Raw genomic sequence first — 22,843 nt, 5'->3', positions numbered from 1 at the left:
TCTATGACCGGGGAGAGGTTGAGTTCCGCCAGTAGGCCTGTTAGCGCCGAGGGTAGGGTGTACCACCTAGCCGTGAAGCCGGGTGACGTATCACGCTATGTCCTTCTACCGGGCGACCCCGAGAGAGTACCGAGGATAGCCAAGTACTGGGAGAAGCACTGGCCTGTAGCCTCTCACAGAGAGTACGTGACTTACAGCGGTTACTACAAGGGGGTTTTTATCAGCGCTACTAGCACGGGGATCGGCGGTCCGGCCACAGCGATAGCCGTCGAAGAGCTGGCACTGGTAGGGGCCGACACTCTCATAAGGGTGGGCACTACCGGTGCACTGACGAGAGAGGTCAAGGTGGGGGACTTAATCATATCCACGGGTGCCGTCAGGCTCGACGGCACAAGTAAGCAGTACGTGATACCAGAGTACCCCGCAGTCGCATCTTTCGAAGTAGTACTGGCCCTCATAGAAGCGGCTGAAGAGCTGGGCGTCAGGTACCACGTCGGGTTGACCGCCAGTAGCGACAGCTTCTACGTCGGGCAGGAGAGACCTGGTTTCAGGGGCTACCTACCGCCATTTCAAAGGGGACTAATCGAGTTCCTCAGGTCGGTGAGAGTCCTGAACTTCGAGATGGAGGCCGCGACGATATTCACGCTCTCGAACATCTACGGGCTTAGGTCTGGAGCGGTCTGCGCCGCGATAGCTAACAGGGAGACAGAGGAGTTCATTGTCGACGCAGGGGTCGAGGACGCGATAAAGGTCGCCAACGAGGCTGTCAAGATCTTGAGCGAGTGGGACACCATCGCATCAAGCAGGGGGCGCGCGTTCGTGACCCCCTCGCTGATCGGTGAGTGGTTTGAAAAGAGGAGAAAAACATAGCCTGAGGCCCGTCCACGTCAGCGTGGGTAATGTAAACGTGGACATTCTATTTTACGTCGACAAAATACCTGGCCCAGACGAGTCCATCTACGCTAGAGACTTGAACATAAGTCCCGGCGGAGCGGCGCTAAACTACGCGGTTGCCGCAACGTACTACGGGCACTACGTCTACCTCGTCGCGTCTGCGTCCAACCACGTTCTAGTCCAGAAGTTGCTCGAGGAAGTTAAGGAGATAGGGGTCGACACGAGGTACGTCAAGGTTGTCGACGAGCAGCCGGGCGTCGTAGCAGTGTTTGTCACAGAGAAGGGGGAGAGGCACATGGTGAAGTTCAGAGGCGCCAACGAGTTCTTGACGTTGAACGACATCCCCAGAAACCTCGTGAAGGACGCGAGCGTCGTACACCTAGCTTCTGTGGCTCCCGATATCGTGGAAGGGCTGGGGACGGTCGCAAAGTCTCACGGTGCCATCGTCACGTACGACCCCGGGCTCTACGCTCTCGAGGTTCCAGAGGAGATTGTTAAGCTGTCCAGCAAGATCAACGTCCTCTACTTGAACAAATCGGAGGCCAGGAGAATGGGGGTGTCCAACGTACTCCAGGCTCTACACAGAGGCGTAGACATGGTGGTCGTCAAGAGAGGGGGCGAGGGTGCTATTGTAGTCACGGGTGGCATGAGAGTTCTCAGAGGCTACTCTGAACCTATTAGGAGGGTGGTGAACGCGACGGGCGCAGGCGATGCTTTCGACGCCTTCTTTAACGCCGCTTACGTCGACTGGGGCGATCCCCTCAAGGCGCTCCTCTACGCGCTCGCGGCGGGGGCCCTCAAAACTTACTGCAGGGGCAGCACGCTGTGCTGGGACAGGCACCTCTTCGCGAAACAGCTCGAGAAGACTATTGTGGAGGATCAGGGTAGAGTCGACGAAAGTAGGATAGGAGACTTCATTTGACGGCGCGCGCTTCTGACAACTGTGTTGACAGGCTCCTCAGCGTAGTGGAGGCTAGTGGGCGAGCACTTCTCGCGACGCCACCCCTTCTACTCGTCGAGACAGAGAGGAGGGTCTTAGAGGCGCTCAGAGTAGTTTTAGAGAGAGTCGGGGGGAGAGTTCGAGGGGTCGTTATAGTTGTCGACGACACCGTCGAGGAGACGAGGAAGTGCATCAGAGTACTGTGTTCCACGAACAAGGCCTTGGACGTCTTCGCGACATGCAGTATATTGGAGTTAGTTGAAAGGGTCAACCAGCTGGCCAGCTCGATGAGAGCCCTCCGAGAAGCTATATCCAAAGGCGCCGAGGAGCTCTACGACAAGTACGTAGAGTACGCAAGAGAGCTCGACGACGTCACTAGACGCATCTCACGCTACTGGGTTGAGAGCCCCGACACCGTCGACGAGGTCATCCGCCTCTCCCAGTCGCCGGTGCAGTCTGCGGTCTGCGATAGCGCTGTCCTTACAGGTCTGATCAGCAGTAGATACTTCGCCTCGTCTAGGATCGTAAAGGTTGTCCTGGCCTCAGAGATAGCTGGAGGCGCACAGACAGACTACGCTGCGCGGGCGCAAGTTGTGCTAGACAAGCTTGGAGGCGACGGCGATGTGGTCGTAGTCACCGACGAGTCCAAGTTGATTGCGCTGGGAGCCCTTATTCACAGGTACGCAACTGTAGTATGCTGACGTACACGTGTTTTATATACCATGGTTCCGAGTTTATAGAATAACTGGTGTCGCCATGAGGTTGCTGGAGTACGAGGCTAAACAGGTTTTCAGGGAGTACGGTATCAAGACCCCCGAGGGCGTTCTCTGCCGTTCACCAATGGAGGTCAAGGAGGCCGTCGCTAGACTTGGAGAGTCCGTTATTAAAGCCCAGGTGCCTGTAGGTGGTAGGGGTCTAGCCGGCGGGGTCAGGTTCACAAGCGACCCTGAGGAGGCCGTGAGAATAGCGTCAGAGCTCTTCGAGAGAGGGGTAAGGGGGTATAGAGTCGACGCGGTACTCGTCGAGAAGAAGGTGTGTGTAAACCGGGAGCTCTACCTCTCAGTCACGGTCGACAGGTCTGCGAGAAGCATTGTCTACCTGGCTTCGAGGCTGGGCGGGGTCGAGATAGAGGAGCTAGCCAAAAAGAAGCCAGAGGAGGTTATCAAGATCAACCTCGACCCGTTCATAGGCTATTCGCCATTCGTTGCCAGGACGATAGCGTCGTTTCTTGGTTTACCACCGTCCGCCTGGGGCGAGTTTGAGAGAATAACCGTTGGTCTCTACAGGATCATGATCGACTACGACGCCGAGCTCGTCGAGATAAACCCGCTGGTCGTGGACTGTGGAGGTTCTCTCGTAGCACTAGACGCCAAGATACTGGTAGACGACAACAGCCTTTACAGGCACCCAGCCCTGGCGGGTCTAAAGAGTAGGGAGCTGACAGAGGAGGAGAGGAGCGCCAGGGAGAAGGGCTTCACCTACGTGTCGCTCGACGGCTATATCGGGGTTATCGGCAACGGAGCGGGGTTGACGATGGCCACGATGGACTTGATCGAGTACTACGGTGGAAAACCAGCCAACTTCCTAGACGTCTGGTCGGGTGGAGGGGCTAGTAGGGACAGGGTGAAGGAGGCCGTGAAACTGCTCCTCGAGAACCCTCGTGTCAAGGTGGTTTTGGTCAACATATTCGGTGGGATGACGAGGTGCGACGAGGTAGCCATGGGCGTTAGGCAGGCTCTCGAGGAGGCACCGGTCAAAAAACCGATCGTAGTGAGACTTATGGGGACCAACCAGGAGGAGGGCGCAAGAATTCTCAGGGAGATAGGGCTGGACGTCTACGAGGATGTTGACGAGGCCGTCCGTAAGGCCGTAGAGCTGGCGAGGGGGTGATACGGTGCTAGCGGACAGGAGCACCCGTGTCATCGTACAGGGGATCACAGGTAAAGAGGGTAGTTTCCATACGAAGCTCATGCTCGAGTACGGCACCAGGATAGTGGCGGGCGTTACTCCCGGTAAGGGCGGCTCACAGGTCCACGGGGTGAAAGTCTACGACACGGTCAGAGAAGCGATCGACGAAGTGGGCCGGGTGGACGCGTCCGTGGTGTTTGTGCCCGCTAAGAATGCTTACGACGCTGTTTTGGAGTCTATCGAGAACGGCGTTAGACTGATAGTAGTGATAACCGAGGGTATACCGCTACACGAGGAGTTGAGAATGGTGAGCTACGCCAGGTCACGTGGCGTAACAATTGTAGGCCCGAACACTCCTGGCCTGATCGTACCCGGTGAGACGAAGCTGGGTATTATGCCCGCGAACTACTACAAACCCGGAGTAGTAGGGGTTATGTCGAGGAGCGGTACATTATCGTACGAAGTGGCCTGGCAGCTGAGTAGGTCTGGGCTCGGGGTGTCCGTAGCGGTCGGTATAGGAGGAGACCCCGTGACAGGTCTCGACTTCGTGGAGGTTTACGACAAGCTCTTGAAAGACCCGAGGACAAAGTACGTTGTTCTCGTCGGAGAGATCGGGGGCGACTACGAGGAGAGGTTTGCGAAGTACTACTCGGGATTGAGCGAGAAGAAACCCGTTGTAGCGTACATAGCCGGTAGAACAGCACCGAGGGAGAAGAGGATGGGTCACGCGGGCGCTATTATATCGATGGGGTTGGGCGACTACGAGTCAAAGGTCAAAGCCTTACAGGAGAGCGGCATACCCGTAGCTAGGAGAGTCAGCGAGATCCCCGCTGTGATCCAGTCCATTGCTAGTAAACAATATTTTTAACTTTTAGCATTCGAATTATATCCTAGTGGTGTAAATATGTCCATGGTCGTCAGGGAGTTTAAATCCGTTGGAGAGCTAATCAAGTTTATAGACGAGCAGATCAACAGCTACAGGGCCCTCCTAGCAGAGTTCCTCAGGAGGCTCGAAGACGTCCGCGTGAGGTCCGAGCAGGAGAAGAAGCTGAAGGACCTCCTCAAGAGCCTGGGCGTAGCCGAGACTAAGAAGTCTACTGTGATCGACCTGAAGGACTCGAAGCTGATAATAGACCCGTCTGCCGAGGAGGAGAGCAAAGTGATCGAAGAGGTCGTGGAAAGGTTGAACAAGAACATCCAAGTGCTCCAATCTATTAGGAAGACGCTCGACCCGCTGGCGAACCTGGACATAGAGGCGAAGATAACAGTTTTACTACGCGACGGTATCCCGGCAAGTGTACTGATCAAGCTAGGTAGTTAGAGTACGAGTCCGATCGGATAGTCAGGAGCACGGCATCTGCGGGGGAGAGCTATGAGTATATTTGACAAGATAGGTCCAGGTGACAAGGCCCCCGAGGTAGTCAATGTCGTTGTAGAGATTCCTATGAACAGTGGTGTCAAGTACGAGATCGACAAGGAGACAGGGATAGTGCAGGTGGACAGAGTCCTGTTCACGTCTATGGTCTACCCCTTCAACTACGGCTTCATACCGGGGACTCTCGAGGAGGACGGAGACCCCGTCGACGTCCTGATCTTCATGTACGATACTCTTCTACCCGGGTCGTTGATCAAGGTCAGACCTATAGGCGCTTTGGAGACGGAGGACGAGAAGGGCAGAGACGTGAAGATAATAGCCGTGCCGTACGAGAAGATCGACGCAAGGTTCGAGAACATCAGGGATATCAACGACTTACCAGAAATGGTCAGGCAGAGAATAGCCCACTTCTTCGAGCACTACAAAGAGCTCGAGAAGGGTAAGTGGGTCAAGGTCGTTGGCTGGAGGAACAGGGAGGAGGCCCTGCAGAGGATTCGGAACGCGATCGAGAGGGCTAAGAGGAAGTAGTGTCAGCTCGGCTCTTTCTCGTCACGGCTTTCCTCCGGTCCGCGATTTATCATCACACACTAAAACTGAACCTGGTAGAGCCCTTATAAAACCCGCGTTTCGAACCCCTACTATACCCTAGACCACCTTAGCGGGGTCACGTACTCCTCCGCAGGCCCACGACCATCTCGATGATCCTTGATATCTCTTTGTGGTACCTGTACCTGCTAAATCTTAGACTCCTGAGCCTGGAGTTAGTGCTCAAACGGTTCCAGAGCTCCTCGCTCCTCCCTAACCTGACTAGGTGGTCTGCGAGCTCATCAACCGAGGTGTAGGGGAGGCTTATCGAGGTGTCCTCGTTTGCTATGTCGAACCACGCCCCGCTATTCCTCGGTATTATAGTCGGGGTACCCGCCGCCATGGACTCCACGATGGTTATCCCGAAGTGCTCCATAGGTGTGAGGTGTACGTAGACTAGCGAGGTCTTGTAGAGTTTTACCAGCTCTGACCTCGAGATGTTCAACCTGAGGTCGATCAGCTCGCTGAGACCGTTCTCCTCTATCTCCTCTACGAGCTTTTTCAAGTACCACCCGTTGTTCTCAGAGAAAGCCCCGGCGAGCGTTATTCTCATGTCGATGCCCCTCTCCTTCACCGCCCTCCCGATACTCACCACCTTCTCCAGGTTCTTCTCGGGGGAAAACCTGGATATAATGAGGATCCTCCGCTCCCTGTCCCTGAACGGGATCGGCTCCTCGCCTATGATGTCATCGATATTCACAGGCGGGTAGACCACGACGGGGTTGATACCGTACACTCTGTTGAAGAACCACGCCGTGAGACTAGAGTTGGCTAGGAAGACCTTCGTGGACTTGATGTAGAACGGGAAAATCAGGTTGTTTAGGAGCGAGTACAGGTTGCCGAGGGTCTTCGCGAACCCCTTCACGGCAGGATAGTACGTGTTCACCTCTAAGAACGAGGGGAAGTGGAGGTAGACTACGTGGCTTCTCCCAGAGAGCACGTCTCCACTCGTGTTAACGACGATATCGGGTTCTTCTTGTGGATAGCCTAACCCTACACCGCGTAGCTCGTCGTGGTTTAAGCCGTAGAACTCGCACAAAGAGTAGAGCTTCTCTGCGCTCCTCAAACCGAGGGAGTCTATGTAGACTTCGAAACCCGCCTTCTTCAGCGAGATTGCCGTCTCTATCGAGACGTACTCTGACCCTCCAGGGCCCATCAGGATGGAACCGATCATGTGGTGCCTAACGAGTGCCAGCAACCCTGTCTTCACCCGCGCTGGGCATCACGAAAGTGACGTAGCCTCTGCGTAACAGCTCGCGCGCTAGCTCGTACGGCTCCCCGTTCCTGGACGCGTCTACGACCACTACTCTCGGGCTCGACATCTCGACGTAGGCGACCAGGTCGTCGAAGTCCCCGTGGTCGCTCAAAGCGATAACCCAGGTATGTTCGTCCACCTGGCGTGCCGGGTTCTCGAACTCCCAACCCGTTAAGACTACGTTGAGCGTGGAGCCGTCCATCTTGCGGTACTTCGCCTGGTTGAAGTGCCTGAAAACCACGTACCTCTCGAACCCGTCCCCATCCCTCTCCCTGTAGTACTCTCCTATCCTCACGCCGTGCTTCTCGAGTACTCTTGTAGCCCTGTAGACTCTCTCGGGCATTAGAAAGGGCTCCTCTATACCGCTTCTTCTCAAGAGGTGCATTGCTTCCTGGAGCTTGCCGTGGTAGCCGTAGACGTGGACTCTCCCGTACTTCCTCAAGCCGTACCTCACAGTATCCACGAATATCTCTTCGACGCTGTGCTTGAACGGCCTCCTGTATCTCGGTGAACCATAGGTCGACTCTATGACAAGCACGTCTAGGTCTTTCATAACCCGCGTGTTGTTTCCTAGCTTCACGTCTCCTGTGTAGCCTACACGGCGCCCATCTAGCTCTATGAGAACAGATGACGCCCCAAAGGTGTGGGAGTTCTCCACTAGGGTAATAGAAGAACCTTGGTACTCCAACCTCTCGCCGTAGTTCAGCGGCCTTCTCTTTGCTCTGAAAAGGCTGTGTAGACCGCTACCGTGGATGACGAGCTCTTCGAGCAGGTCGAGAGTAAGAGGGGTGCCTACAATATAGCTCGAGACTCTCAGGCTCTCGGTTAAACCCACGGTGTGGTCGCTGTGTATGTGCGTGACAACGCGGACCGGCCGCGGGGAGTAACCGTCGATTGTAAAGTACTTCCCGACAGTGATGGCCCTCGTCTCTTTCTCGATGCTCACGTTCTTGAACAACCACTCGACGAGCTTTTCGTCCCTACCCGATGACAACTAACTTACCCCGTCACATTAACGAGGTTTTTCCACTTCTTAGTGACCGGGTCGTATATCACCTGGTTGTCGTCTCTTAATTTAGTGAAGAGCATAAAACCCTTCTCGCCGAGAGCCCTGCGCAGTTCGTCCTCGTCGCTTGTGGCGGTCTTCTCGAACAGTTTTGTCTTGAAGTCCTCCCAGAAGTCGGGGTCGACGGCGATCCTCTCCTTGGAAGTCTCTATGACGACCGCCCCCTCCCTCCGCAGGTAGTTAAAGAACGCGTCGCGGTTAAGCTTCTTGGGTAGGCTGCTCTCGAAGACGACCTTCTCCTCTCTCAGCCTCTCAATACCTGTTTTTCTCTTCTCTCTTCTCTGCTCCAAGACCTCTGCGGTCCTTGACTTGATCTCCTCGACCACGCTTGTCAAGTAGTCAACCCTCTCGTACAGCTCGGCCACCTGTCTCCGCAGGTTCTCTATCACCTGTAGTTGCTTATTCAACTCGTCTTGAACGATCCTAGCGATCCTGGCCTTCAGACTGTCTTCTAAGCCTCCTTTCTCGGCCCCCTCTACTCTCTCTTTGATAAGCTTCACGACGTAGTCCAGTATGGAGGGATACCCCTCTTTCTCTGACAAAAACGCTAGAGCCCTAAATAAGTCCTCGTCTAAGTAAACCGTGAGAGGCCTCTTTCTCTTCTCGCTCAAAACGCTGGTCCCCGTTTTAAAGCTCACTCTATTATTTCTTTGTTGACCAGGATATAAACGGAGAGGAAAATGGCGAGACTACTATTTAGCGACGCGCACCTCCACCTCAACCCTGTGGGCGGCGTCGGCGCGAGGGGTATCGTAGACCGGCTCGTTAAGGAGGGGTTCTGGTTCGTCGGCCTGGTAAGCCTGCCGCCCTACCACTACGGGTTCAACACGCCCACTCTTAGTTCGTTCGAAAAGGCACTCGACATACTGGTCTCGCAAGCGAGGTTGCTGAGGGAGAGAGGCATCAAGGTGAAACTCCTCGCAGGCTTCCACCCAGCCGAGGTAGACGCCTACAACAAGCAGGGGCTAGGGCTTGAGGAAGTCTACACACTCGCCGAGCGCGTGTTGAAGTTGGTCGAGTCGAAGATAAAGGAAGGGGTCATCGACGGGATAGGAGAAGTCGGCAGGCAGCACTACGGGACTTCGTTCGGCAGAATATCTGTCTCGGAGGCGGTGATGATCAAGGCCCTCGAGCTCGCGAGGGATCTCGGAGTCGTAGTCCACCTCCATCTAGACCAGTCTGGCTGGGCTACGTGCCACCTCGTAGACATGCTAACCAGCCTGGTTAAAATAGATAAGTCTAAGGTGCTCGTGCACCACGCTAACGCGGCGACCGCACAGGCCTGCGTCCAACGAGGACTACCCGTGTCGGTTCCCGTTAAGCACGACCTGGAGAAGACCATCGGGTTCGACGGTGAGGTACTGGTCGAGTCCGACTTCATAGACGACAACCAGCGTCCGGGCGTATCAGCGTACCCGTGGGAGATTGCGAAAGTGCTGAACTCGTTGATCGCCTCGGGAAGGATAAGCGAGGAAAGGGCTTATAGGGTGATGGTCGACAACGTCGTGAAATTCTATGGAGTCGAACCCCCCTGACCATCTGCTTCCCGTGGGTCTACTTCCTCGATGTAGATCTTTGACTGCGGGCACTCGTCTATCCCCAGAAGTAGGAGCTCGAAAAGCCTTCGCGGGTCCTCGTCTATAGCGTCGAGACACCCTACGACCTTTATTCTCAGCCTCATAGAGTCCTCCACCAACACCGCCCACGTCTTAGATATTAGTTAGAGACACCACGATATTTCCATAAAGGTTGTAGGGATGGAGTTTAAGACAAGGCTGTGCGATGTATGCGAGTCTAAACCCGCTGTACTTAAGTGCCCCTCCTGCGGTAGGTGGGTGTGCGAAGAGGACTTCGATTACTCGAAGAACCTATGCGTGGTCTGCGCTAGCACCCTATGCGAGATTTGCGGGCTCAGGCCCTCCATAGGGTACTGCCGCGTCTGTGGTAGGGTGGGCTGCGAGGAGTGTCTCGTACAGGAGTCCACGGTATCCTACGTGTGTCGGGAGTGCGCCGAGAGGCTCGGGCTACGATTAAATTCCAAGAGGTATAGATTAAGGCTGAAGTGACAGCCGGGGTGGCATGTTTTGGCGATTACTAAGGGGGGAAAGATATCCTGGGAAGAGCTTAGTAGGCTCATCAGGTTTCTACCAACCAGCGACGTCGACTTGGTTATAGGGCCTAAACTAGGCGAGGACGCGGCGGTCATCAGGTTAAAGGACGGCTTTCTAGTTGTACACAGCGACCCGATCACAACGGCCTTCTGGAGAATAGGCTGGTACGCTGTCCACGTGGCCGCAAACGACATCGCCGTAAGAGGGGTTAAGCCGAGGTACTTCCTGCCGGTCGTTCTCCTCCCGCCACGAATGGGGGCTAGGGAAGTCGAAGAGATATTCAGAGATATGGGCGAGGCCGCGAGGGAGGTATCGGGCGTGGTCATAGGCGGGCACACAGAGGTCACACCGTACTTGGAGAGACCGATCATATCCATGACGGCCATAGGCTACTCTACGGGCAGGTTTGTCTCCACTTCAGGGGCTAGGCCAGGGGACTACCTGGTGATCGTGGGTAGGGTCGGCGGGGAGGGTGCCAGCGTCGTCGCGTGGGACTTCGAGGAAGAGCTGGCAGAACGGGGCGTAGATAGAGCCCTGATAGGCGAGGCCAAGAACTACCTGCGAGAGATAAGCGTGGTGAAGACGGCTCTGTCCATAGCCCCCTACGTGGACTCGATGCACGACGCAACAGAGGGCGGGGTTATTCAGGCCATCAGAGAGGTGTCTGTCGCGAGCGGGGTGAACGTTCATGTAGACCTCGACATGATCAGAGTAGACACCGCCGTAAGAGAGATCAGCAAAGCGATGGGTCTCGACCCGTTGAAGTTGTTGAGTAGTGGTTGCATAGTTGCGGCAGTCCCACCGAGCAGGCTCGGCGCTCTCGAAGAGACCTTAAGGGGCTTGAACCAGGTTTACAGCGTGGCAGGTAGAGTCGGCGATTTCGCTGACAAGCCCGTTGTAGAGTTGAGAGAGAAAGGTAGTGTGATCGAGGTCGTTGACAGAGACGTCGTTGATGAGATTTATAAGCTCTTTGGTTGATTACGAGGCAGAGAGTGACCTGAATGCCCGAGCTAAGCGTGCTGCTTGACCAGGCTGTCAAGATGCTCAACAGGGTCAGGGAGGAGATCGAGTCGAACGTCGTGTCGAGGTCGAAGGAACTAGACGCTAGGAAGGTTAGCCTGGCTGCCGGGATATTTAAGTCCGTTGGCGAGATGGCGGACTTTCTCGAGACCCTCAAGAACAGGCTGTCGAGCGCCAAGCTGGGGGAGAGAAGTACTGTCGCGGTCGGCGAGAACACTTACCTAACCTTAGACGGAAACATCTTCACTATATCCAAGCTAAGGCCGGTGCGGAGAATGGTGTCCTTCAACTCCGACTCGTCTACACTCGTCGTAAAGTCCGGGGATAACCTCGTTGAGATCCGGCCAGACGGTATAACGGTCAAGACGAGGGCCGGGGTATTCAAATTCAACCCATCGGACTTGGAGGACTACGAGAACAAGTTCGACGAGTTGAGAGCGGCCACCAAGGTGATACAAAACAGTATTTCTGACTGTGTAGGTATAATTGGCCAAAAAATCAAGTAAGCGTAACGACCACTAGGCTGTGGGCGAAGCCTTCCCCTGCTCGGTCTCTGGTACCCCGATGGTCTTCGGCAGCTCCGCAAACCTCTCCTTGACTTTCTGCTCGGCTATTATCTTGGCCTCCTCGAATATCTTCCTGGCCTCGCTGTCTAGGCCGCTCTCGATGTCGGCAGATATATCGACAATGCTCGAGCCCATGGCGGACTCGAGCTCTCTAACGGCGTACTGTAGGTCGATCCAGATGTCCGGCGCGACGCTCTTCAGTATACCCAGCGCCTGCTTCATGACGCCTATTACGGGCCCAACCTCGTTAATGGCACCGCCGTAGATCAGGAACGTCTCAAGCTTCAGCGCGGCGTGCTCGAGCGCGTACTGTACTGTCAGTAGTTGCTTAGCGACCTTCCTTATCTCAGCGGTCTCCTTTGCGTAGATCTTGGCCCTCTTCTCGTCTCTCCTCATTAGCGCCTCGACAACGTTGTTGAAGAGCTCCCTATCCCTCTCGTTCAGCTTCTCGATGTAGTTGTTTATCCTAGATATCGCCGTTTTCAGCCTGTACTGGGCCATTATAGCCTTCTTCTCGAGAGGCTCCCTGTCAGGGTTGAACCACTTCTTTATCTTGTCCGCTATCGACTCCTGCTCCTTATTCCAGTTCCAGTTCACGCTCATACGACACACCGGTTCCAACCGTTGAGTCCAAGACGGTAGGTTTATAAAGAGTCGGGTGCGTCATTACGAGTACGTTTTTTATTGGGAGCGCTCATAGTGGTTTGTGAGGGGTGAGTTGTGTTAAGCGAGGTGATCAAGAACTACGTCACGTGCCGCAAGGGCTGTTCTCTCAGATTGCTCGAGTCCCTCGCAATGTGGGGCTTGGCGACCAAGGCCGAGATCGAAGACTGCGGTGGCAAAAGGAGGTTCAAGAAGATCAGGATGGAGCTCGCCGACGGTAGTTTCGTCGAGTCCGACTGCTTCCTAGACGAGGAGGTTCTCCAGAGCATCAGGATTATAAACGTGTACATAGGGTTTGCCAGGCAGAACAGAGCTCCCGAAAATATAAGGGTTGAGGGCTAAATAATGCTAGTACGGTGATGAGTGGTATTACCGGCGAACCGATGAGCGGGCCCCAGGGCTGATCACCATGAAGGGTGGTTGGGTGGTCGTCCTCACCACCGCGGCCACTCGCGAGGAGGCGGAGAGGATAGCTAGGGCTCTACTCGAGGAGAAGTTAGTGGCGTGCGTAAACATAGTCGACGCTGTCAAGAGCTTATATTGGTGGCGAGGGACTATCGAGTCCTCCAACGAAGTGCTACTCGTAGCAAAGACTAGAGCCGACAAGCTACCCGGTGTAGAGAAGACGATAAAGAGCCTCCACTCGTACGAGGTCCCCGAGATCATAGCACTACCGGTGGTTTCGGGTAGTGACGAGTACCTGGAGTGGCTTGACCAATCGATCAGGGAGAAAGAGGGACCTCCCGGCTAAAGGGTGTAATCACGGGTAACCTCACCGTTACAGTCCCGGAAGGCGTTACTGCCGAGGGCTACCTTTCACTCCTCGAGTTGTGTGTAGCTTGTGCTGTAGTCGCTATAGCCGTCTTCAGGATATACAGGTTGTTCAAGGCCGCGAGGAGGAGCCCAGGCGAGTGCGGGCAGTCCCGAGGCTAGACCGGCGGACGCGGTGAGGACCTAACGGCTTCCTCGAGTGCACGGCAGAAGTCGACGTTCGAGCCGACCACAACGTTGGATAGACCAGAGAGCTCTTTGAAGTACTCTACAACGTCTCGGGGCAGGACCCCCGCAATCCCCTCTTCTATCTCCAAGTAAATACCCCCGAACTGGACTATGAGGCTCTTCAAGTTCAAGGCTATTACATCTAATAGGTACCTCTTCTCGAAGGGCGAGGAGTTAACAACCCTCTCGACAAACGCCGAGACCGGCAGGTAGACTAGGTTGTACTCGTCCACGGGCGACTCGTCGAAGTAGAAATCGGTACCGGAGCTCGCTTTTACCCAAGCCAGGAGTTGGGCTGTGAGTGGTCTCGGACCGACGACCGAGACTAGGCTCGCACGGGGGTACCTAGACTTGATGGACTCATACACTAGCTCGTGGTGTTCTCTAGGCCGACCACCGGAGAACCAAACATAGCTGGAACCCCACGCGTTGAAAACGCTTGGGCAGGGGTCGCCCGCGAGGGAGGCTAGGTACTTCAGGGACTCGACTGCCGACTCACGCGCCTCTTCCAAGCGTATGATGGTCACTCTTGGCATACGGTTTCATCCATCGACTTATCGCGCGCTCCTACACACATTTATTTTAAAATCCACGGGGTAGATATAAAGACACCCGAAACCGTTTAACCCTCGAAAGGTGACCCTAATTGGAATGGGCATAAGGATAGACCCGTGGGACTACAGGCTGATACAGGAATACGACAAGCTGATCACGGTGTTCGGTATACAGCCCATAGACAAAGTTGAGCACTACGGATTGCTGAACCACCACTTCTTCAAGAGGCGGATCGTGTTCGGGCATAGAGATCTAGACAAGTGGCTCGAGGCCTTGAGGAAGGGCGAGAGAGTGGCTGTCTTAACCGGTTTCATGCCCTCCGGCACCCCTCATCTCGGGACAGCCATGGTCTTCGAAGAGCTCAAGTTCTTTCAGTCTATCGGAGCGCATGTCAAAGTAGTCATAGCCGACGCCGAGGCGTACGCTGTGAGACGCGAAGACCGGGAGATGACGATAAGGTGGGGGCTAGAGTTCATAAAGCACGCGATAGCGTGGGGCGTAGACCCGGAGAAGGCGGAGTTCTACTTCCAGACAGCCATGAGGGACTCGTACTACAGGCTGATACAGATGTTCTCGAGGAAAGTTACCCTGGCTGAGATGGAGGCGATATACGGGGACCTGTCTCCAGCTAAGGTTATATCGGCTTTAACTCAGGTGGCAGACATCCTCCACTTGCAGTTGGACGAGTTCGGAGGGTACAAGTACGTACTGGTACCTGTCGGTGTCGACCAGGACCCCCACATTAGGCTAGCCCGCGATGTCGCGGACAGATTCGAAGGAGAACTCGGGTTAAGGAGGCCTTCTTCGACCTATCACAAGCTCCTTAGAGGGCTGGACGGGAACAAGATGAGTAAGAGCCGTCCCGAGTACGCTATTTTCCTGGACGACGACGAGGACGTCGTCAAGAAGAAGATCGCCATGGCGCTGACCGGGGGTAGAGCCACAGCTGAGGAGCAGAGGAGGCTAGGGGGTGAGCCCTGGAAGTGCATGGTGTACGAGCTGTACACATACTTTCTTCTAAGCGACGACGAGCTAAGGGAGATTTCAGAGAGCTGCGTTAAGGGGAAAATCTTGTGCGGCGAGTGCAAGAGGCTAGCCTACAGCAAGTTGATAGAGAGGCTGCGCGAGCACAAGAAGAGGTACAAGGAGGTCAGCGAGAAAGTCGACCTCAACAAAATCGTTAAGACCCCCTCCTTCTAGCTCTACGCGTCGGCACGCTAACTCTATTTCGGGAGTTTTTCGAGGAAGTCCAAGACGGTCTTGACGGGGTTGCTGGACCTAGTGATCGCGCCGCCGACGACTATAACGTCCGGCTCGGCCTCTAGGAGCCTGTCGACGTCCTCCAACTTTATACCGCCCGCTATGCAGTACCTGCCGCCCGTCTCCCGCTTAAACCTGTAGGCCTCCTTCACAAGCTCCACAGCCGTTAAACCGCGGGCTCTCTGCACGTCGACGCCTATGTGGAAGAGGACGTAGTCGGGTCCCATGCTATAGACCTGTACCGCCCGCTCGTAGGGCTTCTGGACGCCTATTAGGTCCACGATCAACGTCTTCCCGTTTGTCTTTGCGAGCTCGACACCGGCCCTTATCGTGGAATCGTCGGCTAAGCCGAGCACGGTAGCAGCGTCCGCCCCGCTCTTGAACGCCTCCCCTATTTCTAGCTCGGCAGCGTCGATGGTCTTGGTGTCGGCCACGACGAACATGTTCGTGGCTTCCTTTATTAACCGCACGGGAATAAGACCCCAGCTCTTAATCAGAGGTGTCCCCACCTCAAACCACACCCTTCTGTCTCTGACCTCCCTGAAGATCGCCATAACGAGGTCTAGCGCCTTCGTCATGCTGGTGAAGTCTAGGGCTATCTGCAGGTACGTCAAGCGGTGCCACCGCCCTACATTTATTTTCGTCCAAAAATTAAAACAAGGGGGTGTAGTCGTTGGTCTCCGACCCGGTGTCGATAGCCAAGAGTGTCGTAGAGCAGGAGTTGAGCCGGGTCTTCGAAGAGGTTGAGGTAGCCGCGAAGCACATTTCCCCAAGGCTGTCCCAGCTGGCGTGGATAATAAGGGACTTCACGCTACGTGGTGGAAAGAGGTTTCGCGCCACGCTAGTGCTCGCCGGCTTCTGGAGTAAGAGATGGGGGAGGGAGCTAGACGACGACGTTAGGAAGGTCATGGCGTCCGTCGAGCTCCTCCAGAGCTACTTGCTTGTCCACGACGACATAATGGACAGAGACGAGATCCGCAGAGGGGGGCCGACGGCGCACGCGTGGTTCAGGGACGTTTGTGTTAAAGAAGGCCTGCTAGCTGACTGTCCGCACTACGGCATCTCGCAGGGGATAACCGCGGGCGACCTACTCGAGTCCCTAGCTGTACGGCTTCTATCATCGACGAGCCCAGACGTGGCGCGACCTCTGATCAGCAGGTACACGGACGGTTTGATGAAGGTGGCCTTCGGGCAGTACTTAGACGTCCTCCTGGCGAGCCTCCCGCTGGAACAGGTTAGCGAGCAAGACGTCATAACTGTACACACATTGAAAACAGCCTCGTACACAGTCGAGCTCCCGCTTCACTTGGGGGCTATAGTCTCGCGCGAGTCGAGCACCAAGCTACTAAACGAGTTGTCGAAGTACGCGATACCGGCCGGCGTGGCGTTCCAATTGAGGGACGACATAATAGGCTTGTTCGGTAAGACCGAGGTAACGGGGAAGCCGGTTGGTAGTGACGTGGTCCAAAAGAAGAAGACGCTCCTCGTCGTGAAGGCCTACGAGTTTGCCGGCGAAAGCGAGAGGACGAGGCTCAGGGAGATCTACTCGACTGGGAAACAGCCGTCTGTAGACGACGTGAACTTCGTTGTAAGAACAGTCGAGGGGACGGGCGCGCTAGACTACACTCTGAGGGTCATAGACAGGTATGTGGCCGAAGCTAATAGGGCGATAGACGAGATGACCGAGACTTCTCGCGAGGCTAAGGAGTTCCTCAGAGAGCTACTCCTGAAAATGGCCTACAGGGAGGTCTAGCTTCAGGATTCGGTCTCGGCCCGCCTCCTTTTACTCAGTATTTCGTATATCTCCTCGGGCTTCAAGGTCGGGGTCTTGACGAAAATGTATCCAACGTAGGCGACCGAGACCAGCACGAGCGTGACGATCACGTACACTGTTAGGTCGATCACCTTCGACCTTAGTTCGAAAGGAGCGAAAAATACCAGGTATGTGTAAAACACGAACATTGTCAGCGAGGTAGCGATCATGAGCCAGCCTTGAAAGGTCCTCTTATTCAAAACCCTTCCACCTAGTCGTCAGGGAGACTTAATATAGGCTACATTAATAAGTGTTAAACGTGTGGAGTGTCAAGTAATGGGCCGGAGAAGAGGGGAGATAGAGGAGGTACTGCGGAGGGTCTTCTTCTCAGGTCACCGTAGTGAGTACATCGTTTACGTCCTCGACAGGACGCCTGAGGGCGAGAGCTTGAAGGCAATACCCGCCGACTCCATAGACGACGTGAGAGGGGGCTATATTTTCACCAGGGGGTACGCCATACCCTTTCACAGGGTTCTAGAAGTAAGGGATGTAAAGGGGAGGGTTATCTACGCTCGGAAAAAATGAGGCCTAGATCCAGCCTCTGAGCTTCATAGCCTTAACGACCCTGTCGACGGCGATCGCGTAGGCAGCAGTCCTCATCGGGTACTCTCTGTACTTCTTCTCCCACTCGTCAAACACCTTGTTGAAGTTCTGCGTCATCATCTTGTCGAGCCTCGCTAGCGCCTCGTCGTCTGTCAGCCAGCAGCCCATCCTGTTGTGACTCCACTCTATCCAGCTCATGACTACTCCTCCAGCGTTGGCCAGTATGTCGGGCACCACTATGACCCCCTTCTTGTGGAGGATCTCGTCTGCTTCAGGAGTCGTCGGCCCGTTGGCGCCCTCGACAACAAGCTTTGCTTTAATGTTTGGCGCGTTCTCCCTCGTGATCACGTTCTCGATGGCGGCGGGCACGATCACGTCCACTGGTAGCTCGAATATAGCCCTGTCGTTAGTGAATACCTTGACGTCGCCGCTCTTGTAGTCGACAACCCTCCCGGTCTTCTCCTTGACCGCCATGACCTCCTTCACATTCAGCCCCTTCGGGTCGTACACCACACCGCTGGTATCGCTTACGGCTACCACCGTGGCGCCCCACTCCGCCAGGTACTTCGCCGCGTAACTACCCACGTTACCGAAGCCGTGGACCGCCACGGTCTTACCCTCCAGCCCTCCCAGCCACTTCTTAGCCGCCTCCCTGACGCCGAGTGCTACGCCGTAGCCGGTGGACACAAACCTGGCGGCTAATCCTCCCAGCTCGACAGGCTTCGCAGTTACAACCCCCCACGCGTTGTACCCTACTATCTTGCTGTACTCGTCGAAGTACCAAGCCATGGTCTGGGGGTTAGTATACACGTCCGGCGCAGGAATGTCGACGTCGGGGCCGACCTCCTTGGCGATAGCCGCGAAGAACTTCCTGCTGAGCTCTTCCAGTTCTCGCGCCGACAAGGTCTTGGGGTTGACCCGTACAGCGCCCTTGCCGCCGCCGTAAGGTATCCCCGCCAGGGCGTTCTTCCAAGTCATCCACATCGATAGCGCCACGGTCTCTCCGGCCGTGGCGTTCTCGCTGTACCTTATACCGCCTTTGTACGGCCCTAGGGCGCTGTTGTGCTGGCTCCTCCATCCGATGAAGGACTCCACCTTCCCGTTATCTCTTTTGACGACGACCTTGACTTGGACTAGCTTCTCGGGGTGTCTCAAGACCTCCACTATCTCCTCGGGTAGGCCCAGTATGGACGCGGACTGCTTCAGTTGCTGGACGGCTTGCTGGTACACGGGGTCGTTCTCGTATAGAGTTGCCAAGCTCATATATAGGCACCTCGAAGTCGAATATAGCTGTCTTACGTATAAATACTTTACAGGTGTCCAGTCCGCGTCAGCCCTCACACGGTTCTTCACGGATCCGGACCGAAGTCGCTCATCATCAAAAGATATTTACTTACACCAGACTGTTATATCCGTGGTGGTGTTTTTGAAACCCGCCCTGTTAATAGTTGACATGGTACACGAGTTCGTGAGGGGTAGGCTGAGGAGCCCGCAGGCCGAGCAGATAGTCCCGGTCATAAGGAGACTGATCGACGTCGCGAGGTCCTGTAAAGCGCCTGTAATACACGTCGTCGACAGACACCTACCTTTCGACCACGAGCTGAAGCTGTGGGGCCCCCACTCCCTAGCTGGCTCGCCGGAGTCACGGATTGTGGAAGAGCTCCAGCCCGTCGAGGGGGAGTACGTGTTCGGGAAGAGGTTCTACAGCGGTTTCAGAGACACCGGGTTAGACAATGCCTTGAGAGACCTCGGAGTAGATACGCTGGTTGTGACGGGGATACACACCCACATCTGCGTGCTCCACACCGTGGGGGACGCCTTCTACCACGGGTACAACGTTTACGTCGTCAGAGACGGTGTAGCCGCCTTCAGTGAAAGGGACCACGAGTACGCGCTCGAGTACATGAAAAGCGTATACGGCGCCAAGATAGTCGACTCGGCGACAGCCGCGGATGTACTATGCGGGAGGCAGTAGGAGAGATAGACTGCCAAGCCCTAATCGAACTCTACCGCATGGTCAAGGAGTATTTTGACGAAGACCCCGCCACAGCCCTCACAACGATCGCCCTGTACAAGTTCGAGGGACTGGGACGGGTCTACATATCGAAGTTGCTGAGCGTGCCGGAGAGGAGGGTTAGGCGCGTCGTCGAACTGCTGTCAAAGCTAGGGGAGGAAGAGTACGAGACTCTAATGAGGGTGTTGCACGGCATTAAAGTAGACAGGAAGACTGTTGGTCGCTACGAGGTGACCGTGTTCTACCCGTTCAACACGCGCCTCGTAGAGTGCGTCGCTGAGAAGGTCGTCTACTTCAGGGACCTCCTGGTCATAAACCTTGGGGACTTTAAGCGCCTTTTTATGATAGGGGTCAAAATCGGGCAGTTGATCTTCCCGCTTGTTCCCGAGGAGATATCGAGGAGCTTCGTGGAGTCCCTAGAACCAGACACCTCGCCCAATTCCATCGTTATCGTCTGGTCGTCCCCGCACTCACTAGTCGACGAGGCGTCCGTCCTAGTCAGTCTGTCAAACCTGTGTACGGGCTTCTGCGTCAAGACAGGGTAGTCGTGTAGTCCGGTACTAACATGCTCCTACCTGAAAGGGTGGTCGCGACCAGCCTTGTCTTGAAAACTCTTTCGAGGGTACTTACATGCTCGGTCAGTTCTTCGGCTTTGAAGTCTCTTAGTACGATACCCTTGTAGAGCAGTACGATCCTGTCGCACACTAACGAGGCGAAGACTGGGTCGTGGGTGGACACGGTGACCAGTTTATCCGCCGCGATACTCTTAACTAGTACGGATAAGCGGGACTTGTTGTAGAGGTCTAAATGGGTGTCTGGCTCGTCTAGGAGGACAACGAGAGGGTCTTTGACGAGGGCCATTGCCAACAACACTCTCTGGAGCTCGCCGCTACTCAGCTCGTTAAGCGTCCTGTCGAGCAAGTCTGTAACACCTAGTGCCCGGCTCACCTTCTCGACATACTCGAAGTCCTTTACGGTGTAGAAAAAGCCCGGCGAGCAGGGGTACCTCGCACTTAACAGGGCCTCTCTCACTCTAAGCCTTATAGAGCTCGGCTGGATATCCGCGACGTAACTAACGAACCTGTGGATATCCCGCTTATCAATTTTAGTACCCCCCGCCGTGATCGTTATAGTGCCCTTGTAGTTCACGATGCCGGCCACAGCCCTCAACAGGCTGCTTTTCCCCGCCCCGTTTGGGCCCAGAACGCAGTTAACGACACCGCTCTGGAGCCTCAGCTTGTCGACTTTCAGCGCAGTCATGCCACCGTATTCCACGGTGAGGCCCGTTATGTCGACAGCTATCATCTCGAACCACGCACTTCACGGATCAGTAGCCCGAGGAAGAACAGCCCCCCTAACGCCGAGACGACTCCCCCTGCCGGCACTTCACCCACGCTGGCTACCAGAGCTTTCCTAGCGAGTAGGTCTGTTGCCAGAAGTAAGGCGCCAGACGTCACCGACGAGTACATTATAACGACCCTGTTGTCGCTCGTCTTTGTCAAAAGCCTCGTGAGGTTCGGTGTTATCAGACCCACGAACCCGATCGTACCGAAGAAACCGACAACAACGCTGGCTACACTCCCCGCTATGAGGGTCGACACGAGCCGAGTGAGGGACGGCTCAACGCCGAGCTGCCTGGAGTAGATGTCGCCGAGTAGGAGCACGTTCAACCTCTTGGCGAGCAGGATATAGCTCAATATGACGGCTGCTGTTGCCGCTACTAGGTATGGCATGTACTCTTTTGAGGGGGTAGCGAAGGAGCCCAATAGGAGTGCTTGAGCGTAAGGCTGTTTCTCCAGTATGTAGTATGACAGTAGGAAAGAAGCACCCGAGAAGACGCTTGCGACGCCTATCCCCGACAGGATGTAGGAGACCTCGCCGCCCCCCAAGAGGTTCGCGATACTTATAGAGAGCAGAAGACCGCTTAACCCGCCCGCGAGGCTCGAAATGGCAATCCTGGTCGAGTCGACAATTCCTGTGACGGCTATGGTGAGATAGGCGGCGAACAGAGACGTCGAGCCAACGCCTAAAACGTAGTGGTCGACCAGCGGGTTCCTGAGGGAGGCTTGAAGAACGCTGCCGGCGAAGCCGAGTATAAACCCCGAGATAAACGCGTAGAGGTCTCTGTGAAATCTGTAGTCCCGCAGAACCGCCGGGGCAGGGTTGACAAAATCTACTAGGTACACGACTAGAGCCGTGGTGATCAGTATCAGGGCGTTGATAAGGAACGATCTCCAAAAAACAATTTTGTCACTGTAAACGCTGGTCATGGGCTCAGCCTTTCTTGGTCCGCCGTCCCGTCAGTAGCCCGGCGGCAAACGCTATGACGAGAGAAAGCACTACTAACGCTAGCACCCAGCTTGACTGATAGGCTGTTCTCTCGATCGTAATAGTCGTCGTGAAAGTCGACGTCTCGGTCTTAGTCTCCGTGTAGGTCACCGTCGCCGTTTGTGGAGTAGTAGTCGTAGTTGACGGCGGTATGACTTCGCTCAAGGCACTGTAGAGCACGCTGGGGACTAGGGCTACCAACGGCGAGGGCCTGCTTAACACGTCTGTCTCCGTAGAATTCAAGTACACAATCTTGGCACCCAGGCTAGCTAGACCACTCTTTTCAACGTCTTCTCGGGTGACCCCCATAGAGGCTATGATCACCACGTCTGGTCTCCAAGCGGCAATATCCTCGATGCTCACAGCTCTCCAACCATAGGACTCGGCGGCGTTCTTAAGTCCCAGCCTAGACACGAGGTCGTTGAAGTACGTTGACTTACCGGCGACCCAGATCCCCTGGTATATTCCGACTACGTACAGCACGCTTAACCCGGCGTATCCGCTTAACAGTCTCTTACCTTCGTTTAACGAGTCTTCTATGTTGTTTATTAGCTTAGTTGCCTCGCTTGTCCTGTTGAAGATCAACCCTATCGTGTATATGTCCGAGTAGACGTCTTCGATACTAGTGGCACTACCCCCCTTCAAGTAAACTACGGTAAGGTTGTATTCGGCAAAGGTGTTCAGGAGCGGCCTGTGCGCGCCTGCGTCAGCTAAGACTAGGTCTGGCTGGAGTGATAGGATTTTCTCGACACTTATCGCGCTCCACCAGTACCCGCCCACATCAGTGACGTTTCTGGACTGGAACAGGCCTGAGGCGTTCATGAACCAGTCGCTGTAGGAGTAGTGGTCTACGCCGACTATCACGTTGGACAGGTTCAACGCGAGTAGCGTCTCAGTGATGGAGGGGGACAACGAGACTACTCTCTGAGGCGCACGAGTCAGGTTGAC

30 protein-coding genes are annotated in these 22,843 nt (G+C 55.2%); 18 read left to right on the top strand and 12 right to left on the bottom strand.

What is annotated here, in order from left to right:
* Positions 1-3: 3 nt before the first annotated feature.
* Genes udp through ppa form a run of 7 tightly spaced genes read left to right on the top strand, consistent with a single transcriptional unit; the run spans position 4 to position 5,645 of the window.
* A complete protein-coding gene (gene udp, locus ACP5VX_RS01110) occupies positions 4-870 on the top strand; it encodes a uridine phosphorylase (RefSeq protein ID WP_428724056.1) in 867 nt (288 codons plus the stop codon).
* Entirely contained in the window at positions 839-1,816 is a 978-nt protein-coding gene (locus tag ACP5VX_RS01105) for a carbohydrate kinase family protein (RefSeq protein WP_428724055.1), read from the top strand. The genes udp and ACP5VX_RS01105 overlap by 32 nt, the downstream gene beginning before the upstream one ends.
* Positions 1,813-2,535 carry a hypothetical protein gene (locus ACP5VX_RS01100; RefSeq protein ID WP_428724054.1) on the top strand — a complete coding sequence of 241 codons (723 nt, stop codon included), beginning with the start codon at positions 1,813-1,815 and terminating at the stop codon, positions 2,533-2,535. Before ACP5VX_RS01105 ends, ACP5VX_RS01100 begins: the two co-directional genes overlap by 4 nt.
* 55 nt (positions 2,536-2,590) lie before the next feature.
* Entirely contained in the window at positions 2,591-3,724 is a 1,134-nt protein-coding gene (gene sucC / locus ACP5VX_RS01095) for an ADP-forming succinate--CoA ligase subunit beta (RefSeq protein ID WP_428724053.1), read from the top strand.
* Positions 3,725-3,728: 4 nt separating this feature from the next.
* Positions 3,729-4,610, top strand: a complete 882-nt coding sequence (gene sucD, locus ACP5VX_RS01090; RefSeq protein WP_428724052.1) for a succinate--CoA ligase subunit alpha — start codon at positions 3,729-3,731, stop codon at positions 4,608-4,610.
* A gap of 36 nt (positions 4,611-4,646) precedes the next feature.
* Complete coding sequence (locus tag ACP5VX_RS01085; RefSeq protein WP_428724051.1) at positions 4,647-5,063, top strand: hypothetical protein; 417 nt, start codon at positions 4,647-4,649, stop codon at positions 5,061-5,063.
* A 51-nt stretch (positions 5,064-5,114) separates the two neighbouring features.
* The gene (ppa, locus tag ACP5VX_RS01080; RefSeq protein WP_428724050.1) at positions 5,115-5,645 is read left to right on the top strand and encodes an inorganic diphosphatase; all 531 of its coding nucleotides are present in this window, start codon (positions 5,115-5,117) and stop codon (positions 5,643-5,645) included.
* Between the two features lie 136 nt (positions 5,646-5,781).
* On the opposite strand, the gene ACP5VX_RS01075 is transcribed toward ppa, so the two are convergent.
* Genes ACP5VX_RS01075 through ACP5VX_RS01065 form a run of 3 tightly spaced genes read right to left on the bottom strand, consistent with a single transcriptional unit; the run spans position 5,782 to position 8,634 of the window.
* A complete protein-coding gene (locus ACP5VX_RS01075; RefSeq protein WP_428724049.1) occupies positions 5,782-6,900 on the bottom strand; it encodes a glycosyltransferase in 1,119 nt (372 codons plus the stop codon).
* On the bottom strand, positions 6,884-7,951 hold the full coding sequence (locus ACP5VX_RS01070; protein WP_428724048.1) for an MBL fold metallo-hydrolase: 1,068 nt from the start codon (positions 7,949-7,951) through the stop codon (positions 6,884-6,886). The genes ACP5VX_RS01075 and ACP5VX_RS01070 overlap by 17 nt, the downstream gene beginning before the upstream one ends.
* A gap of 5 nt (positions 7,952-7,956) precedes the next feature.
* Positions 7,957-8,634, bottom strand: coding sequence for a CopG family transcriptional regulator (locus tag ACP5VX_RS01065; protein WP_428724047.1), 678 nt, complete (start codon positions 8,632-8,634; stop codon positions 7,957-7,959).
* Positions 8,635-8,703: 69 nt separating this feature from the next.
* On the opposite strand from ACP5VX_RS01065, the gene ACP5VX_RS01060 reads away from it, so the two are divergent.
* The gene (locus ACP5VX_RS01060) at positions 8,704-9,558 is read left to right on the top strand and encodes a TatD family hydrolase (protein ID WP_428724046.1); all 855 of its coding nucleotides are present in this window, start codon (positions 8,704-8,706) and stop codon (positions 9,556-9,558) included.
* On the opposite strand, the gene ACP5VX_RS01055 is transcribed toward ACP5VX_RS01060, so the two are convergent.
* Positions 9,537-9,716 carry a hypothetical protein gene (locus ACP5VX_RS01055; protein ID WP_428724045.1) on the bottom strand — a complete coding sequence of 60 codons (180 nt, stop codon included), beginning with the start codon at positions 9,714-9,716 and terminating at the stop codon, positions 9,537-9,539. The genes ACP5VX_RS01060 and ACP5VX_RS01055 overlap by 22 nt on opposite strands.
* A gap of 64 nt (positions 9,717-9,780) precedes the next feature.
* Between ACP5VX_RS01055 and ACP5VX_RS01050 the strand changes: the two genes are divergently transcribed.
* Genes ACP5VX_RS01050 through ACP5VX_RS01040 form a run of 3 tightly spaced genes read left to right on the top strand, consistent with a single transcriptional unit; the run spans position 9,781 to position 11,660 of the window.
* Positions 9,781-10,089 (top strand): hypothetical protein, encoded by a 309-nt coding sequence (locus ACP5VX_RS01050; RefSeq protein WP_428724044.1) that lies wholly within the window; start codon positions 9,781-9,783, stop codon positions 10,087-10,089.
* 18 nt (positions 10,090-10,107) lie between these two features.
* On the top strand, positions 10,108-11,112 hold the full coding sequence (locus ACP5VX_RS01045) for an AIR synthase family protein (RefSeq protein ID WP_428724043.1): 1,005 nt from the start codon (positions 10,108-10,110) through the stop codon (positions 11,110-11,112).
* Positions 11,113-11,135: 23 nt separating this feature from the next.
* Positions 11,136-11,660: a hypothetical protein gene (locus tag ACP5VX_RS01040; protein ID WP_428724042.1), complete on the top strand. Its 525-nt coding sequence runs from the start codon at positions 11,136-11,138 to the stop codon at positions 11,658-11,660.
* A gap of 12 nt (positions 11,661-11,672) precedes the next feature.
* On the opposite strand, the gene ACP5VX_RS01035 is transcribed toward ACP5VX_RS01040, so the two are convergent.
* Positions 11,673-12,323 carry a Snf7 family protein gene (locus tag ACP5VX_RS01035; RefSeq protein WP_428724041.1) on the bottom strand — a complete coding sequence of 217 codons (651 nt, stop codon included), beginning with the start codon at positions 12,321-12,323 and terminating at the stop codon, positions 11,673-11,675.
* A gap of 117 nt (positions 12,324-12,440) precedes the next feature.
* Here ACP5VX_RS01035 and ACP5VX_RS01030 point away from each other — a divergent pair, with 117 nt between their 5' ends.
* Positions 12,441-12,725, top strand: coding sequence for a hypothetical protein (locus ACP5VX_RS01030; RefSeq protein ID WP_428724040.1), 285 nt, complete (start codon positions 12,441-12,443; stop codon positions 12,723-12,725).
* A gap of 67 nt (positions 12,726-12,792) precedes the next feature.
* Positions 12,793-13,134, top strand: a complete 342-nt coding sequence (gene cutA / locus ACP5VX_RS01025) for a divalent-cation tolerance protein CutA (protein ID WP_428724039.1) — start codon at positions 12,793-12,795, stop codon at positions 13,132-13,134.
* Positions 13,135-13,312: 178 nt separating this feature from the next.
* On the opposite strand, the gene ACP5VX_RS01020 is transcribed toward cutA, so the two are convergent.
* Positions 13,313-13,918: a hypothetical protein gene (locus ACP5VX_RS01020; protein ID WP_428724038.1), complete on the bottom strand. Its 606-nt coding sequence runs from the start codon at positions 13,916-13,918 to the stop codon at positions 13,313-13,315.
* A gap of 115 nt (positions 13,919-14,033) precedes the next feature.
* On the opposite strand from ACP5VX_RS01020, the gene ACP5VX_RS01015 reads away from it, so the two are divergent.
* Positions 14,034-15,137: a tryptophan--tRNA ligase gene (locus ACP5VX_RS01015; protein ID WP_428724037.1), complete on the top strand. Its 1,104-nt coding sequence runs from the start codon at positions 14,034-14,036 to the stop codon at positions 15,135-15,137.
* 23 nt (positions 15,138-15,160) lie between these two features.
* Here ACP5VX_RS01015 and ACP5VX_RS01010 read toward each other — a convergent pair whose 3' ends face one another.
* Positions 15,161-15,811, bottom strand: a complete 651-nt coding sequence (locus ACP5VX_RS01010; RefSeq protein ID WP_428724036.1) for an orotidine 5'-phosphate decarboxylase / HUMPS family protein — start codon at positions 15,809-15,811, stop codon at positions 15,161-15,163.
* Positions 15,812-15,870: 59 nt separating this feature from the next.
* Here ACP5VX_RS01010 and ACP5VX_RS01005 point away from each other — a divergent pair, with 59 nt between their 5' ends.
* On the top strand, positions 15,871-16,950 hold the full coding sequence (locus ACP5VX_RS01005) for a polyprenyl synthetase family protein (RefSeq protein ID WP_428724035.1): 1,080 nt from the start codon (positions 15,871-15,873) through the stop codon (positions 16,948-16,950).
* A gap of 2 nt (positions 16,951-16,952) precedes the next feature.
* Here ACP5VX_RS01005 and ACP5VX_RS01000 read toward each other — a convergent pair whose 3' ends face one another.
* Positions 16,953-17,210 carry a hypothetical protein gene (locus ACP5VX_RS01000; RefSeq protein WP_428724034.1) on the bottom strand — a complete coding sequence of 86 codons (258 nt, stop codon included), beginning with the start codon at positions 17,208-17,210 and terminating at the stop codon, positions 16,953-16,955.
* Between the two features lie 76 nt (positions 17,211-17,286).
* Here ACP5VX_RS01000 and ACP5VX_RS00995 point away from each other — a divergent pair, with 76 nt between their 5' ends.
* Complete coding sequence (locus tag ACP5VX_RS00995) at positions 17,287-17,535, top strand: DUF504 domain-containing protein (RefSeq protein WP_428724033.1); 249 nt, start codon at positions 17,287-17,289, stop codon at positions 17,533-17,535.
* A gap of 3 nt (positions 17,536-17,538) precedes the next feature.
* Here the strand turns inward: ACP5VX_RS00995 and ACP5VX_RS00990 are convergent, their stop codons facing one another.
* Positions 17,539-18,816, bottom strand: coding sequence for a Glu/Leu/Phe/Val family dehydrogenase (locus ACP5VX_RS00990; RefSeq protein WP_428724032.1), 1,278 nt, complete (start codon positions 18,814-18,816; stop codon positions 17,539-17,541).
* 163 nt (positions 18,817-18,979) lie between these two features.
* On the opposite strand from ACP5VX_RS00990, the gene ACP5VX_RS00985 reads away from it, so the two are divergent.
* Both ACP5VX_RS00985 and ACP5VX_RS00980 read left to right on the top strand, forming a co-directional pair.
* A complete protein-coding gene (locus tag ACP5VX_RS00985; RefSeq protein WP_428724031.1) occupies positions 18,980-19,528 on the top strand; it encodes a cysteine hydrolase family protein in 549 nt (182 codons plus the stop codon).
* The gene (locus ACP5VX_RS00980; RefSeq protein ID WP_428724030.1) at positions 19,513-20,112 is read left to right on the top strand and encodes a hypothetical protein; all 600 of its coding nucleotides are present in this window, start codon (positions 19,513-19,515) and stop codon (positions 20,110-20,112) included. The genes ACP5VX_RS00985 and ACP5VX_RS00980 overlap by 16 nt, the downstream gene beginning before the upstream one ends.
* Here the strand turns inward: ACP5VX_RS00980 and ACP5VX_RS00975 are convergent.
* The 3 genes from ACP5VX_RS00975 to ACP5VX_RS00965 all read right to left on the bottom strand — a co-directional run.
* Positions 20,099-20,872 carry an ABC transporter ATP-binding protein gene (locus ACP5VX_RS00975; protein ID WP_428724029.1) on the bottom strand — a complete coding sequence of 258 codons (774 nt, stop codon included), beginning with the start codon at positions 20,870-20,872 and terminating at the stop codon, positions 20,099-20,101. The two genes, ACP5VX_RS00980 and ACP5VX_RS00975, sit on opposite strands and share 14 nt — an antisense overlap.
* Positions 20,869-21,837: an iron chelate uptake ABC transporter family permease subunit gene (locus ACP5VX_RS00970; protein WP_428724028.1), complete on the bottom strand. Its 969-nt coding sequence runs from the start codon at positions 21,835-21,837 to the stop codon at positions 20,869-20,871. Before ACP5VX_RS00970 ends, ACP5VX_RS00975 begins: the two co-directional genes overlap by 4 nt.
* A 4-nt stretch (positions 21,838-21,841) precedes the next feature.
* The coding region (locus ACP5VX_RS00965) for an ABC transporter substrate-binding protein (RefSeq protein WP_428724027.1) at positions 21,842-22,843 on the bottom strand (1,002 nt) is incomplete at its 5' end.

It is taken from the genome of Thermogladius sp. (genome assembly GCF_049970955.1).
In the GTDB taxonomy this organism is placed as follows: Archaea; Thermoproteota; Thermoprotei_A; order Sulfolobales; family Desulfurococcaceae; genus Thermogladius.
This window is presented reverse-complemented; position numbering and strand designations above follow the sequence as displayed.